Annotated in this window: 9 protein-coding genes and 2 pseudogenes; 9 read left to right on the top strand and 2 right to left on the bottom strand. The window is 71.4% G+C overall.

Going from position 1 to position 14,097, the window contains the following annotated elements; genetic code table 11:
- The 8 genes and pseudogenes from ACWD4B_RS32530 to htpG all read left to right on the top strand — a co-directional run.
- Positions 1-100, top strand: a pseudogene (locus ACWD4B_RS32530) (IS200/IS605 family transposase); the annotation flags it as partial.
- Positions 101-474: 374 nt separating this feature from the next.
- Positions 475-1,005 carry an SRPBCC family protein gene (locus ACWD4B_RS32525; RefSeq protein WP_451424137.1) on the top strand — a complete coding sequence of 177 codons (531 nt, stop codon included), beginning with the start codon at positions 475-477 and terminating at the stop codon, positions 1,003-1,005.
- A gap of 575 nt (positions 1,006-1,580) precedes the next feature.
- The gene (locus ACWD4B_RS32520) at positions 1,581-2,255 is read left to right on the top strand and encodes a Tellurium resistance (RefSeq protein ID WP_451424138.1); all 675 of its coding nucleotides are present in this window, start codon (positions 1,581-1,583) and stop codon (positions 2,253-2,255) included.
- Between the two features lie 56 nt (positions 2,256-2,311).
- Positions 2,312-3,628: an NRAMP family divalent metal transporter gene (locus ACWD4B_RS32515; RefSeq protein WP_451424136.1), complete on the top strand. Its 1,317-nt coding sequence runs from the start codon at positions 2,312-2,314 to the stop codon at positions 3,626-3,628.
- A 62-nt stretch (positions 3,629-3,690) separates the two neighbouring features.
- A complete protein-coding gene (locus ACWD4B_RS32510; protein WP_336415129.1) occupies positions 3,691-4,008 on the top strand; it encodes a hypothetical protein in 318 nt (105 codons plus the stop codon).
- Between the two features lie 130 nt (positions 4,009-4,138).
- Positions 4,139-7,402 (top strand): tetratricopeptide repeat protein, encoded by a 3,264-nt coding sequence (locus ACWD4B_RS32505; RefSeq protein WP_451424135.1) that lies wholly within the window; start codon positions 4,139-4,141, stop codon positions 7,400-7,402.
- A gap of 135 nt (positions 7,403-7,537) precedes the next feature.
- A complete protein-coding gene (locus ACWD4B_RS32500; protein ID WP_451424134.1) occupies positions 7,538-9,508 on the top strand; it encodes a potassium transporter Kup in 1,971 nt (656 codons plus the stop codon).
- 88 nt (positions 9,509-9,596) lie between these two features.
- Positions 9,597-11,492 carry a molecular chaperone HtpG gene (gene htpG, locus ACWD4B_RS32495; protein ID WP_451424133.1) on the top strand — a complete coding sequence of 632 codons (1,896 nt, stop codon included), beginning with the start codon at positions 9,597-9,599 and terminating at the stop codon, positions 11,490-11,492.
- A 33-nt stretch (positions 11,493-11,525) separates the two neighbouring features.
- Here htpG and ACWD4B_RS32490 read toward each other — a convergent pair whose 3' ends face one another.
- Positions 11,526-11,780 (bottom strand): hypothetical protein, encoded by a 255-nt coding sequence (locus tag ACWD4B_RS32490; protein ID WP_451424132.1) that lies wholly within the window; start codon positions 11,778-11,780, stop codon positions 11,526-11,528.
- 195 nt (positions 11,781-11,975) lie between these two features.
- A complete protein-coding gene (locus tag ACWD4B_RS32485; protein WP_451424131.1) occupies positions 11,976-13,418 on the bottom strand; it encodes a glycoside hydrolase family 47 protein in 1,443 nt (480 codons plus the stop codon).
- 106 nt (positions 13,419-13,524) lie between these two features.
- On the opposite strand from ACWD4B_RS32485, the pseudogene ACWD4B_RS32480 reads away from it, so the two are divergent.
- Positions 13,525-13,998, top strand: a pseudogene (locus tag ACWD4B_RS32480) (class I SAM-dependent methyltransferase); the annotation flags it as partial.
- Between the last annotated feature and the right edge of the window lie 99 nt (positions 13,999-14,097).

Below are 14,097 nucleotides of genomic sequence, written 5' to 3'. Positions count from 1 at the left end.
CCAACAACCGTGGTCCGGCACCTACTTCGCCGGCACCGTCGCCGGCGCACCGCTCTCGATCGTCAGGCAGTACATCGAGCAGCAGAACCGGCCCGCGTGAAGTCTTGTCCGGCTCCGCCGGAACGCCACCGCGACGCTCCACGCCGCCACAGCAAGATCCGCCTCGCCACCGGTCTGAAGGCCGGTGCGCTGCGGACGAATCGCGGTAGCGGTAGCCATCGGGGTCGGCGCAGTGCGTGGTCGCCTTCGGGCGTATTTGAGGCTTGTCCCTCACGGCACCCTCCTTGATCGTCTGTGGACGGACGGGCCGACTGCGGCAGAGCCGTGTGGTCGGTTTCGACCAGTGGTGTCCGTTTTTGGTCAGCCCGGGAGGCGGGGGACGGGGAGGCCGGTGGGGTCGGCTCAAAAGGGCCGCAGGCGTGCCGAGTAGGGTCCGTGGCGACATGATGTTGCTTGTGTGAAGGGGGAGATGAGATGCGCTATTCCGACGGCCCGGGCCTCGAGTGCGAGGTCTTCGTGGCGGCGGCCCCGCACGTGGTGTGGGAGTTGGTGACCGACATCGGCCTGCCGGCCCGGCTGAGCCCCGAGCTGCAGCGGGTCGAATGGCTCGACGGGGCCGCAGGGCCCGCCGTGGGGGCGCGGTTCGCGGGGCACAACAGCCATCCCAAGGGCGGCGACTGGCGTACCGTCTCGCAGGTCGCGGAGCTCGACGAGGAGCGTTCCTTCGTCTGGGCGGTGATCGACGCGGAGGGCCGGTTCGGTGACGCCGCCGCCGGTCCCGAGCAGGCACTGGCCACGTGGCGGTTCACGCTGGAGCCGGAGGGGAGCGGGACGCGGCTGCGGCACTCCGTGCGCATCGGGCCGGGGCCGTCCGGGCTCAGCGTGATCATTGCGCAGATGCCGGAGAAGGAGGAGCAGGTGATCGCCGCCCGGTTGGCCGAGCTGCGGACGGGGATCGAGGCCACGTTGAACGGTATCAAGTCCTCGGCAGAGACGGGTCGTTGACCCGGCCCTTCCGCGCCCGTGGCCGGAAGTGGCAGCGCGCGGGGTGTGGGCGGGCGCCGGTCGCCCGCACCCCGCGCCGGTGAATTACCCGCGTACGTGATTCCGGCGCATTGACAATTCCCGCATTTTGGCCGCGGATTGCCGCCGGGGCCGCCGCAGGGGAATGTCTATTCGATAAATCCCGTGCCGCGCCGGTGAATTCAGATTCCCGTGTAAGCGGCGCCTTGCATGCGCTGCTGCGTATTCTTATACTCTCAGCTGTTCGCATGGTGGCCCCCTGTCACCGGGCGGTAATCAGCCGTTTTCGCCCCGGCCGGTTCTCCGGCGATTCCCCCTGCCGGCCCCGCCCTCCCTTTCCCGTCATGGACCGTCCCGCTCACCGTGTCCGTCCCCGATCTGCCGTCCGGAGGCCATTGCCGCACGGGCGGAAAGGACAGTGGAAGATGACCTGGGAATACTGGCGCAGGAACAGGCCGGAACATTCCGGCACGCCCCTGCCCGCGCCGTCGCCCGAGGCGGGCGGCGGAAGTCTGTGGAGCTATCTCGTCCGCAGCCACGGAAGCCCCCGCGCAGGCATGTTCGGGGACCCGATGCACAACCGGCTGACCAAGGGACACCCGGTCGTCTCCCTCGCCGACCACGGGGCGACCGCCGGCACCCTGCGCGTGAACCTCACCTGGCAGACGCCGGCCGCCGACTTCCGCCCGGGGCGGGACCGCATGCTGCCGCGCTGGTCCAAGCGCACCGGCCGGTGGGAGCAGCGGCAGGGCCCCGCCATGGTGACCGTCGACCTGGACCTGGCCTGTATGTACGAACTGGCCGACGGACAGCGGGGCGTGGTGCAGCCGCTCGGCGACTTGTCCGGCGACCTGTACCACCCCCCGTACATCACGCTCGGCGACGACAACCGCTTCGGCGCCGCATCGGGCGAGACCCTTTACATCAACCTGGACAAGGCCGCTCATTTCCGCCGCCTGCTGATCTTCGCTTACATCTACAGCGGCGCCCCCGCGTTCAGCCGCGTGCACGCCGCCGTCAGCTTCCATCCGCCCACCGGGCAGCGCCTCGTCGTCGAGCTCCGCGAACAGGCGCAGCACGCCCGCTCCTGCGCCGTGGCGCTGATCGAGAACCGCAACGGGCAGCTCACCATGCGCCGCGAGGCCCGGTACGTCTACGGGTACCAGGCCGACCTCGACCGGCTCTACGGATGGGGGCTGCAGTGGGCCCGCGGGCGTAAGGCCGCGCAGTAGCCGACGCACCACGCGCAACAGGTCCTCGTTCCCCAGCGGTTGGGAGAGAGCAGCCGATGTCGACCACACCCGGATCGAGGACCAAGGCATCCTCCATCCTGTCCGGCATACAGAACCGGAGCCCGCGCGCCCAGAAACGGCGGGCCTGGCCCGTCACCTGGCGCACCTATCTGCGCGCCGTCGGGCCCGGCCTGATAGCCGGCGCCTCCGACACCGACCCCACCACCGTCGCCACCCTCGCCGTCATCGGCGCCGGCACCGTCTACGACATGGGCTGGTGCGTCCTGCTGCTCTTCCCACTCATCGGCGTCATCCAGTCGATCGCCACCCGCGTCGGCGTGGCCGGACGGCTCGACCTCCAGGAGGCCGTGTCGATGATGTACCGGCCGGCCTTCGGGCGGCTGCTGCTGGGATCGATCCTGGCGGTCAACATCGTCACCATCGCCGCCGACCTGGAGGCCGGCTCCACCGCCCTGGGCCTGCTCACCGGACAGGACTGGCGCTGGTTCGCCGCCCCGCTGTCCCTCGTGCTGCTCGCCGCGGTGATGCTGCTCGGGTACCACGTCCTCCAACGCGCCCTGAAATACCTGCTGCTCGTCCTCCTCGCCTACGCCGCCGCCGCGGTGCTGGCGCACCCCGACTGGGCCGCGGTGGCCCGCGGCACCCTGCTGCCGCACGTGCACTGGGACAAGACCTTCCTCTTCGACCTGCTGTCCCTGATCGGCACCACCGCCACCAGCTACGTCTACGTGTGGCAGACCATCTCCCAGTCCGAGGAGAAGGTCCCCTGGCACTGGCACCGCGTGCGGCAGTTCGACGCCCTGGCGGGAAGCCTCTTCGCCACCGTGGTCTTCTGGTTCATCCTCATCGCCACCGGGGCCACCCTGGGCGTCCACGGCCTGAACGTCGACACCGCCCAGGACGCGGCCCAGTCCCTGCGGCCCGTGGCCGGGGCCTGGGCCGGCGAACTCTTCGGCCTCGGGCTGCTGGCCTCGGCCCTGGTCGCCCTCCCCGTCATCACGGCCACCACCGCCTACGTGACCGGCGCGCACCTGAACTGGCGGCGCGGGCTGTCCCTGCGCCCGCGCGAGGCCCCCAAGTTCTTCGCCGCGATGGCGGCGTCCGTCCTGGTCGGCCTCGCGGCCACCTACGCGGAGGTCCCGCCCATCCAGCTCCTGTACTGGGCCGGCGTCGTCGGCGCCATCGGCACCCCCATCGGCCTGGTCTTCCTCCTGCGGACCGCCTCGCACCGCGAGCTGATGGACGGACACGCCATCGGCCCCTGGACGAGGGCCGCAGGCTGGACGATCACCGTGCTGATCACCGTCGTCAGCGCGCTGGGCCTGTACCAGCTCGTCCTCACCGGCCCCTGACCAACCGGCCGGCACCGTCAACAGGCCGCTCCGGCAGCCCGGATGCGAAAGGGGCATCACCAGTGCCACAGGGTGAGACACCGGAGGCGGACGCCCCGGTCACGGGCATCGGCGCTGCCGTGTCCGAGATCGTGGGCCTGTACGCCGCCCTGAGTGTGAGCAGGCACGGAGCCGGCAGGACGCGCCTCCTCGCCGAACTCGCCCGCGCCGGACGGCGCCTGGCGGGCCTGGCGCTCGTCTGCTCGGACGGGGAGAAGACCGTCCGGCGCAGCTCGCGCTGGCAGCGCAGGCGCATCCTGGCGGCGCGCGGAGCCGCCTGGATCATCTCCTCCACCAACCGTGCGCGCCCCCGCGGAGAGGAGGAATCCGCAGGTGAATGAGACGGGCCCGGTGCACACCGGGCCCGCCCTGCCGACGAGTTGCCCGTAGCCCCGCCGTAGAGTCCTCCGACACGGAACACTTGGCAGTGGGAACAGCAGCGGGAAGAACACGCCGTCGGAGGGGGACCACATGCAGGGCTCGTTGACCGCGGTGCGAGCGGACCACCGCAGGGACGTCGAGGAGCTGTTGGAGCGCGCTGTCGAGGAGGAGGCGCGTCGCTCGGGCGGGCGCACGGACGGCGAGGCACTGCTGCGCCGGGGGCGCGCCGAACTGGACTCCCTGGCCGCCGCGGCCGCGGAGGAGTACACCGCCTACACCCGCGCCCTGGACGAGGAGGCCGCCTCCGTAAGGCCGTTGGGCTCCCGCCTCTCGCGGGCCTCGCTCGGCACCCCGGCCCTGGTCACCGCCGTGGCGGCGCTCGCCGCGGCCGCAGCCGACCTCGGCCTCGGGACCTCCGGCGGCACCGCGGCGGGCGCGGGGGCGGCCGCCGCCGTCGCGGGCGCCGCGGCCACCGTCCTCCGGCTCACCTCCGGGCACTGGTCGGCCGCGCACGGGCGTGCCGCACGGCGCGGACAGCCCGGCGGCGCCGAGCAGTTGCGGCTGCAGTGGCTGACGGCCGTAGAGGTCCGCGGCATCCGCCCCTTCCTGGACCACCAGCGCATGGTGACCGGCTCCACCCGTGGCCGCACCGCGCGACCCGACCGGGCGGCGAGCACCACCGGCCGGGGGCCGGCGCTGCGCGGCGTGGACCGCAGCGCGGCGGCCCAGCGGCGCAACGTCCTGGGCCGGTCGTTCGACCATCTGCCCGAGGCCGTCGGCCCGTTCGCGGGACGGCTCAAGGAGCTCAACAGCATCGGCCAGTGGGTGCAGCAGGCCCGGGCGAACACCGAGACCAAACCGACGGTCGTGGTGCTGTACGGCCTGCCGGGCTCCGGCCGCTCCACGCTCGCCCTGCGGGCCGCCCACCACCTGCGCGACCAGTTCCGCGGCGTCGGCGTGGCCGATCTGCGCGGCGAGAGCCCCGACGAGCAGCCGCTGCCCGCCCGCGACGCGCTGATGCACCTGCTGAACCAGCTCGGCGCCCCCCGCGAGCAACTCCTGTTCCGGGAGCGCTCCTCGCAGGAGCAGCACCTGCAGCGCCTGACCGAGCTGTACGACCAGCACCTCGCCGGCCTGCCCGCCGTGATCGTGCTGGACGACGCCTCCGACGCCGAGCAGGTGCGCCGGCTGATCCCGCAGCGCTCCGAGAGTCTGGTCCTGGTCACCGCCCGCACCCCGCTGTCCCTGCCGGAGGGCACGGCCGCCTGGACGTACGAACTGCCGCTCGGCCCGCTGGACACGGCCGGCACCGAGGAACTGCTGCGCGCCGTCGCCGAGGAGAGCCCGCAGGCCCCGTTCGAGGCGGACGCGCTGGCCCGGGTGCGGGAGCTGTGCGGCGGCCTGCCGCTGGCACTGCGGGTGGCGGGCTCCGCCCTCGGCCCGCGCACCCTGCACGTCCTCGGCGCCGAACTGGCCGCCTCCGGACAGCAGGACCCGGTGGAGCGGGCCCTGTGGCTGCGCTACCTCGACCAGAGCGACGGATCCCGCAGGCTGCTGCGCCGGCTGGCGCTGGCGGGACGGGCCTCGCTGGGCCCGGCGGCCGCGGCGGCCCTGCTCGGCGAGGACGAGCAGGAGGCCGCGCACGGGCTGGCCGCCCTGGCCCGCACCGGACTGATCGAGCCCGTCCGCGCCAACCGCTACCGGATGCACGACCTGGTGCGCACCTTCGCCCAGGCACGGCTGGACGAGGAGGACGGGCCCGCCGAGCGAGCCGCCTCCCAGGAGCGGCTGTTCCGCAGCTACGCGGAACTGGCCGACTCGGTCATCCGCATGGTCGACGGCAAGACCTCCACCCGGGCCGACATGTTCGCCCGCGGCCCCGGCGGCGTCCACGGCTTCACCTCGCTGGACGCGGCGCTGCGCTGGCTGGACGAGGAGTCCGGCTTCATCACGGCGGCCCTGCGGCACGCGGAGGGCGTGGAGCAGTCCGTGGTGCTGCACCTGCTGGGCGCGCTGTGCGACTACTGCCTGCTCCGCGGCGACCTCCACCGCCTCGGCGAACTGAGCGAGCTGACCCAGGCCATGGACCGGGGCCTGCTGATGCGCTCGGTGCAGTGGCGCACCGGTGTCGCGGCCCGTCAGCTCGGCGAGCTGGACAAGTCGCGCGCGACCCTGTCCTCGGTGGTCGACCTGTACTTCGACGCCCAGAACCAGGCCGGGGCCGCCCGGGCCCTGCGCGACCTGGGCGTCACCCTGCACCACCAGGGCCAGCTGCGCGAGGCGGGCGAGAAGCTGTGCGAGGCGCTGGAGCTGCAGGCGTCCCCCGAGCTGAGCGGCGACCGGGCCTGGACGCTGCACGCGCTGGCGGCCGTCGAGCGGGACCGCGGACGGCTCGCCGAGGCGGCGAAGATGCTGACCGACTCCCTGGAGCTGCACCGCGAGAGCGAGAGCCTGCACGGCCAGGCGTGGGCGCACTTCCAGCTCGGCCAGGTGCAGTTGTGCCGCGGCCGCACCGAGCAGGGACGGGAGGAGCTGGGCCGTGCGCTGGAGCTCTACCGGCGCACCCAGGACGCCCGCGGCGAGGCCTGGGCCCTGACCCAGCTTGCCCGCACCGCCCTGCTCGAAGGGGACGCCTCCTCCGCCGCGGAGCAGTTCCGCCAGGCGGCCGCCCGGCACCGGCGGAACGAGGACGCCCGCGGCGAGGCCTGGACGCTGTACTACCTGGGCCAGGCGCTGGAGGAGCTCGGCGACCTGGCGTCCGCGGTGCGCGAACTGGAGCGGGCCCGCGTGATGTTCAACCGGATGCGGGACCAGTACGGGCTGGCCTGCACCCGGCACCACTCCGGCCGCGTCACCCGCGACCAGCGGGCGGCGCAGACGGGCTCGCTGCGCAACAGCGGCTTCGCGCGGCAGCTGCTGCAGGAGGCCCGGACGGACTTCCAGCGCGTGGGCGTTCCGCACGGCGAGGCCTGGTCCTGCGTGGAACTCGCCGTCGTCGACGCGGGCAACGACCGCACCGGCCCGGCGCTCGAACTGGCCGACGAGGCCGCCCGGTTGTTCGCCGGCTACGGCGACCGCCGGGGAGCGGGCTGGGCCCGCTTCCTGCGCTGCACGCTCCTGCCGTACTCCTCGCCGGGCGGCACGGTGGTCGGGGCGGCGGTGGCCGAGGAGGAGCTGACCGGGCTGCGCCGGGAGCTGGACGGGGCGGACTGGCCGGTCGACCCGGCACTGAGCGAGGCGGCGGGGGCGTACGCCCTGGTGCTGCAGCAGGGCGTCGAGCCCGAACGGGGCTGGCAGGCCTGGCAGCTGGGCATGGTGCCGGGGCGCCGGGCGCGGGAGGTCATGGGGGTGTAGGCATCGCGCGGCCCGGCAGGGAGGTCGTGCGCCGCAGAGCGGCTGTTCGGGGAGAGGAGATGCTCACCTACCGGGGGTTGCGCCGAGGGGTCGGTATCGTCCGCCGCACAGCAGCTTGCGCGGAGGAGGAGCGCCATGGCCGATCGGCAGCACGGGAATCCGTCGGACGACGGCTCCGCGTCGCTGCCCTCCGGGGCTCCTCGCCCGGGCGAGCACGACACGGTGCGTTCCGCGCTGGTGATCGGTGCGCTCGGGGTGGTCTTCGGTGACATCGGGACCAGCCCGATCTACACCATCCAGACGGTGTTCAACCCGGGCGACCCGCACCCCGTCGCGGTCACCGCGCAGAACGTGTACGGGGTGGTGTCGCTCGTCTTCTGGTCGGTGGTGATCATCGTCCTGGTCACCTATGTGCTGCTGGCGATGCGCGCCGACAACGACGGCGAGGGCGGCATCATGGCGCTGATCACCCTGCTGCACCGGGGGAACGCGCAGCGGGGCCGGCGGGCCGCCGTCGCACTGGCCGCGCTGGGCATCTTCGGCGCCTCGCTGTTCCTCGGCGACAGCATGATCACCCCGGCGATCTCGGTACTGTCCGCGGTGGAGGGGCTCAAGGTCGTCGAGCCGTCGCTGGACAGCGCGGTCGTGCCGGGCACGGCGGTGATCATCGTGGTCCTGTTCCTGATGCAGCGCAGGGGAACGGCAGCAGTGGGCCGGGTGTTCGGGCCCGTGATGATCGCCTGGTTCGTGGCCATCGGCGCGTGCGGCGTCGCCGGCATCGCCGACCATCCGCAGATCCTCGGGGCACTGTCACCGGCCTACGCCCTGGGCTTTCTGTCCGGGCACTTCGACACCGCCTTCTTCGCCCTGGCCGCGGTCGTGCTCGCGGTCACCGGCGCCGAGGCACTCTACGCCGACATGGGCCACTTCGGCCGCCGGTCGATCACCCGTGCCTGGCTGATCCTCGTCTTCCCCGCGTGCGTGCTGAGCTACCTCGGCCAGGGCGCGCTGGTCCTCGCCGGTCCGGCGAACGTCAGCAGCCCGTTCTTCCTGCTCGTGCCGCACTGGGGGCGGTTGCCGATGGTCCTGCTGGCCACGGCGGCGACGGTGATCGCCTCCCAGGCGGTCATCACCGGCGCCTACTCGCTCACCTCCCAGGCCGCCCAGCTCGGCTATCTGCCGAGGCTGCGGATCGCCTACACCTCCGAGTCCACCATGGGCCAGATCTACGTGCCCTGGATCAACTGGCTGCTGCTGGTCTCCGTCCTCACCCTGGTCTTCGCCTTCCGCAGTTCCGCGGCGCTGGCGTTCGCGTTCGGCATGGCGGTCACCGGCACCATCACCATCACCACCCTGCTGTTCTTCTACGTCGCCCGTGCGAAGTGGGGCATCCCCGTGTGGCTGATCGCCGTCGGTGCGACCGTGCTGCTCTTCGTGGACCTGCTGTTCGTGGCCGCCAACCTGACCAAACTCGTCCACGGCGCGTGGCTGCCGCTGCTGATCGGGCTCACCGCGTTCACCATCATGACGACCTGGCAGCGCGGCCGCGAACTCGTCACCGCGGAACGAGCACGGCACGAAGGCTCGCTGAGCGAGTTCATCGACCACCTGCGCAGCGGAAAGGCGCCGACACTCCGGGTCCCGGGCACAGCCGTCTTCCTCAACCGGGGCAAGCAGACCGCGCCGTTGGCGATGCGGGCCAATGTCGAGCACAACCACGTACGGCACGACCGGGTCGTGATCCTCTCCATCGAGACCGAGCCCGTGCCCCGCGTCCCGGACCACTCGCGGATCGCCGTCGACGGACTCGGCTACGCCGACGACGGGATCATCCATGTCACCGCCCGGTTCGGCTACATGGAGACACCGGACGTGCCCGGCGCGCTGGCCCTGCTCGGCCCGGTGGAGACCGAGGGACGGTTGCAGCCCGGCCGGGCGTCCTACTTCCTGTCGAAGATCGAGCTCCGGCGGGGGAAGGCACCCACGATGGCGGCCTGGCGCAAGCGGCTGTTCATCGCCACCTCCTACATCACGGCCGACGCCGCCGAGTACTTCGGCCTGCCGCGCGACCGGACCGTCATCATGGGGTCGCACATCGAGGTGTGATCGAGGAAGGCTCGGCCACGCCCTGACATGGTGTTTTACAGTGGCTGTGATCAGCTTCGGCGATGGGACCTGTGAGGTATTCACGCATATGTCGACCGCAACGTTTGAGTTTCAGGTAGAAGCACGTCAACTGCTGCAGTTGATGATCCACTCGGTCTACTCGGACAAGGACGTGTTCCTGCGGGAGCTCGTCTCCAACGCATCCGACGCGCTGGACAAGCTGCGTCTGGAGAAGCTGCGGGACGATGCGCTCGACGCCGACGTGTCCGATCTGCACATCGAGATCGACATCGACAAGGACGCCCGCACCCTCACCGTGCGGGACAACGGCATCGGGATGTCGTACGACGAGGTCGGGCAACTCATCGGCACCATCGCCAACTCGGGCACCGCGAAGTTCCTCCAGGAGCTGCAGGAGACCAAGGACGCAGCCGGGGCGGAGGGGCTCATCGGCCAGTTCGGCGTCGGGTTCTACGCCGGCTTCATGGCGGCGGACGAGGTCACCCTGGTGACGCGGCGCGCCGGCGAGAGCCAGGGCACCCGCTGGACGTCGCGCGGCGAGGGCACGTACACGCTGGAGACGGCCGACGGCGCGCCGCAGGGCACCTCGGTCACGCTCCACCTCAAGCCGGCCGACCCGGAGAACCGGCTCCACGACTACACCTCCCCGTGGAAGATCAGGGAGATCGTCAAGCGGTACTCGGACTTCATCACCTGGCCCATCCGGATGGTGCCCGAGAGTTCTGCGGAAGGCTCTGCCGAACCCGAGACGCTCAACTCCACCAAGGCGCTGTGGGCACGGCCGCGCAACGAGGTGTCCGACGACGAGTACCACGAGCTGTACAAGCACATCGGCCACGACTGGCGCGAACCACTGGAGACGATCCGGCTCCAGGCGGAGGGCACCTTCGAGTACCAGGCCCTGCTGTTCCTCCCCGCTCACGCCCCGCACGACCTGTTCACGCGGGACTCCAAGCGCGGCGTGCAGCTGTACGTCAAGCGCGTGTTCATCATGGACGACTGCGAGGCACTGCTGCCGCCGTACCTCCGCTTCGTCAAGGGCGTCGTCGACGCGGCGGACCTCTCGCTCAACGTGTCCCGCGAGATCCTCCAACAGGACCGCCACATCGAGATGATGCGGCGACGCCTGACGAAGAAGGTCCTGTCCACGGTCAAGGACATGGCGGCCAAGGACCAGGAGCGCTACGCCACGTTCTGGCGGGAGTTCGGCGCCGTCCTGAAGGAGGGGCTGGTCACCGACGCGGAGAACCGCGACGCCATCCTCGCCGTCGCGTCGTTCGCGAGCACGCAGCACGACACCGAGCCGACCACGCTCAAGCAGTACGTGGAGCGGATGAGGGACGGGCAGGACGACATCTACTACCTGAGCGGCGAGTCCCGGCAGAGCATCGAGAACTCCCCGCACATGGAGGCGTTCCGGGACCGGGGCATCGAGGTGCTGCTGCTCACCGACGCCGTCGACGAGGTGTGGGCCGACGCGGTCGGGGAGTACGAGGGCAGGAAACTGCGGTCCGTGGCCAAGGGCCACATCGACCTCGACGCCAAGGGCGAGGAGTCCTCCGACGGCGAGCGGGAGAAGCAGACCGAGGAGTACGCCGGGCTGCTCGGATGGATGAAGGAGCAACTGGACGAGGACATCAAGGACGTGCGCCTGTCCTCCCGCCTCACCGCCTCCCCGGCCTGCATCGTCTCCGACGCACACGACCTGACTCCGGCTCTGGAGAACATGTACCGCGCGATGGGCCAGGAGGTGCCCCGCGCCAAGCGGATCCTGGAACTCAACCCGGACCACCGGCTGGTGAAGGGCCTCAACCAGGCGTACCAGGAACGCGAGGACCGCACGGAGCTCGCCGGGACCGCCGAACTCCTGCACGGCCTGGCGGTGCTCGCCGAGGGCGGTCAGCCGAAGGAACCGGCCCGGTTCGTCAAGCTGATGGCGGACCGTCTGGAACGCGCGCTGTAAGGCGGCTGCGCCCGACGGTCGTCTCCACGTATGTCAGCCGTTCCACATGTAATTGGCGTATGCGCCGTACTGGGCGCCGGATTCGGTGAAGTAGCCGCCGAACATGAGATGCGCGGGGTAGGCGGTGCTGCCGCCCAGCCACAGCGTGTACGTCTGGTTGCCGGGGGCGGGGCCGAAGGGGCGGATCAGGGTCAAGGTGCGAGCGGAGCCGTCCCAGGTGCCGCTCACGTGCTCGTCGAACCCGACCGCGTCGTACCGCATGTCGGCCTGCACCTGGCCCTGGTTCACGCTCAGGATGTGCAACGTGCCGGTGGAACCATTGGCGTTGAGCTGGTACCCCGCCGAGCGTCAGCGCGATGCGTATCCTGCTGTCGGCCCCCTCCGTCGGCATGATGGCGTGGGACCGGTCCGGACGTCCGGGCGTGTCCAGGCGGTTTATGCCTGGGGGTAAAACGAGCGATAAACGGGGGTGGCCGGCAGAAGTCACGCCCGCCGCCGCAGCCCCCGCAGGATCTTGCCCTCCGTGCTGAGGTAGCCCCGCGTGTAGTCGAAGCGCGGGGCGTCGGCGAAGGTGAGGTAGAGCCACTTGAAGTTCTCGGCGAAGACGTACGCCGGGCAGTGGTCGCCCTTGGGCATGGGCTTGCGGGTGACGTCGGTGACGACCGTGTAGCCGCCGGGCACGCGGTGGTGGGTGCGCAGGTTCTTGAAGTAGCGCCATGCCGCGGTGCGGTAGAAGGGATCGCCCGTCTGCCAGTACAGCTCGAACGCGCAGTTGGCGTACTCGGGGCGCAGCTGGTTGTGGGGGTCGACGACGTCGAGGTGCGCGTAGTCGATCAGTTCGGGGATGACGGCGTACTTGTCGAGGACCGCGGTCCAGGAGCGGAAGTAGTCCGCGGCCAGGGTGTTGTCCCCGCCGACCGGGAGGATGGCGACGGCCAGGGACGACTGGCGCCTGCTGAGCAGGTTTCCGGTGCGGAAGTCGACGTTCTTGAACCACAGCAGCTCGCCGACGCGTTCGGCCTGGTACTTCTTGACCGCGGGTTCCAGGACGCGGTACCAGCTCAGGCAGTCCTCGTCGCGGAACATCGCCCAGCCGCCCCACAGGTACTCGAAGAACGAGTCCACGGGCGGGTTGAAGGAGACGGCCTCCCGGTCGGCCCAGCGGCCGGTCTCGACGTTGATGCTGGTGGCCAGCAGGTCGAGGGACGAGCGCCGCTGGAAGACCGCGCGCAGCGCCCGCTTGGCGGCCTTCCGGTAGCGGGAGTCGTGCGTGAGGTCGGACAGCACCCCGAACTCGAGGATGTTGGTGCCGACCTCCGCGAGCGGCAGCACGGGCCCCGAGACCTCACCCGTGCGGAGGTTGACGTAGCGGTAGGGCATGCCGGTCGGCGAGGTGGTGAAGGCGGGGAGCAGCCGGTCCGCCAGGTCGGTGCAGAGGTCGAGCAGGCCCTTTTCGCCGGTGGCCAGATAGCCGGAGAGCAGGCCTCCGACCAGGCGGATGACGGTCTCGAAGACCTGGAAGTCGGCGTCGATGTCGAAGTCCAGGTGGCCGGTGATCCACCGCACGCACCGGTCGGCCTCCGCGTCCAGCTCCATCACGTAGTGCGTGTCGAGCGCCTCGACGATCGACAGCCCCACGGGGTGCCCGTGGGCGAAGAAGTCGCTGTGACCCCCCGAGACCGGCCGCACCTCGTCGTGCCCCCAGGCGAACCGCTTGTACCCCTCCCAGGCGTGCACGAACTCGGAGCGGATCTCGTGCGCCTTGTCCGGGTCGGGCTTGTGCCGGCGCGCCGCGCGGGGCAGCGGACGGCGGGCCGCGGCCGCCGGTACGGGCCGCACCCCGCCTGCGACGGCGCCGCCCGCTGCCGCGAGCGCGCGCAGCAGGCTGCGACGGGTGGCGCCGGCGGTGAACGATCTGCTGATCACGACCGCAGTATGCGGGTGCCCGGGTCGGTCCGCGGCAAGGCACGACGGCGCGGCCGGGTACACCTGCCCGTACCGCGCGGCCCCCCGCCCGCAGTAGAAAGGGGGCATGACCGCCGACGAGCACGCGCCCACGACCGACGACATGCTGCGGGCGAACGCCCGGAACTGGGATGCCCGCACCCCCGTGCACGTCGCCAGCGACTTCTACGGCCTGGACGGGTCCCGCTCCCCGGACGGCTGGTTCGCGCCCTTCGAGTGGGACGACCTCGGCGACCTGCGCGGCCGGGACGTGCTGCACCTGCAGTGCCACCTGGGCGTGGAGACCCAGGCGTTCGCCGGCCGCGGGGCCGCGAGCACCGTCGGGCTGGACTTCTCCGGGGCGTCCGTGACACAGGCGCGCCGGCTGGCCGCGGAGGCGGGGCGGGAGGTGGAGTTCGTCCGGGCCGACGTCCACCGGGCCGTCGAGGCCCTCGGCGGGCGGCGGTTCGACGTGGTCTACACGGGCAAGGGTGCCCTGTGCTACCTGCCCGACCTCCACCGGTGGGCGGAGGTGGTCCGGGCCCTGCTGCGGCCGGGCGGATGATCGGAGAAGCCCGGCACGTTGACCACCTCGGCGCGCACCGGTACGTACTCGCCGAACATCTTGAGCGTCCGCGCGCCGTCGACCAGGTCCCGGGCC

It is taken from the genome of Streptomyces sp. NPDC002536, assembly GCF_053594995.1.
The sequence above is the reverse complement of the archived record's forward strand: the minus strand, read 5'-3'. Positions and strand labels throughout refer to the sequence as shown.

Bases quoted from the DNA above. Each gene is read 5' to 3' on its own strand.
- ACWD4B_RS32515 (WP_451424136.1), top strand. From the start codon at position 2,312: ATGTCGACCACACCCGGATCGAGGACCAAGGCATCCTCCATCCTGTCC.
- ACWD4B_RS32520 (WP_451424138.1), top strand. From the start codon at position 1,581: ATGTTCGGGGACCCGATGCACAACCGGCTGACCAAGGGACACCCGGTC.
- ACWD4B_RS32500 (WP_451424134.1), top strand. From the start codon at position 7,538: ATGGCCGATCGGCAGCACGGGAATCCGTCGGACGACGGCTCCGCGTCG.
- ACWD4B_RS32525 (WP_451424137.1), top strand. From the start codon at position 475: ATGCGCTATTCCGACGGCCCGGGCCTCGAGTGCGAGGTCTTCGTGGCG.
- ACWD4B_RS32505 (WP_451424135.1), top strand. From the start codon at position 4,139: ATGCAGGGCTCGTTGACCGCGGTGCGAGCGGACCACCGCAGGGACGTC.
- htpG (WP_451424133.1), top strand. From the start codon at position 9,597: ATGTCGACCGCAACGTTTGAGTTTCAGGTAGAAGCACGTCAACTGCTG.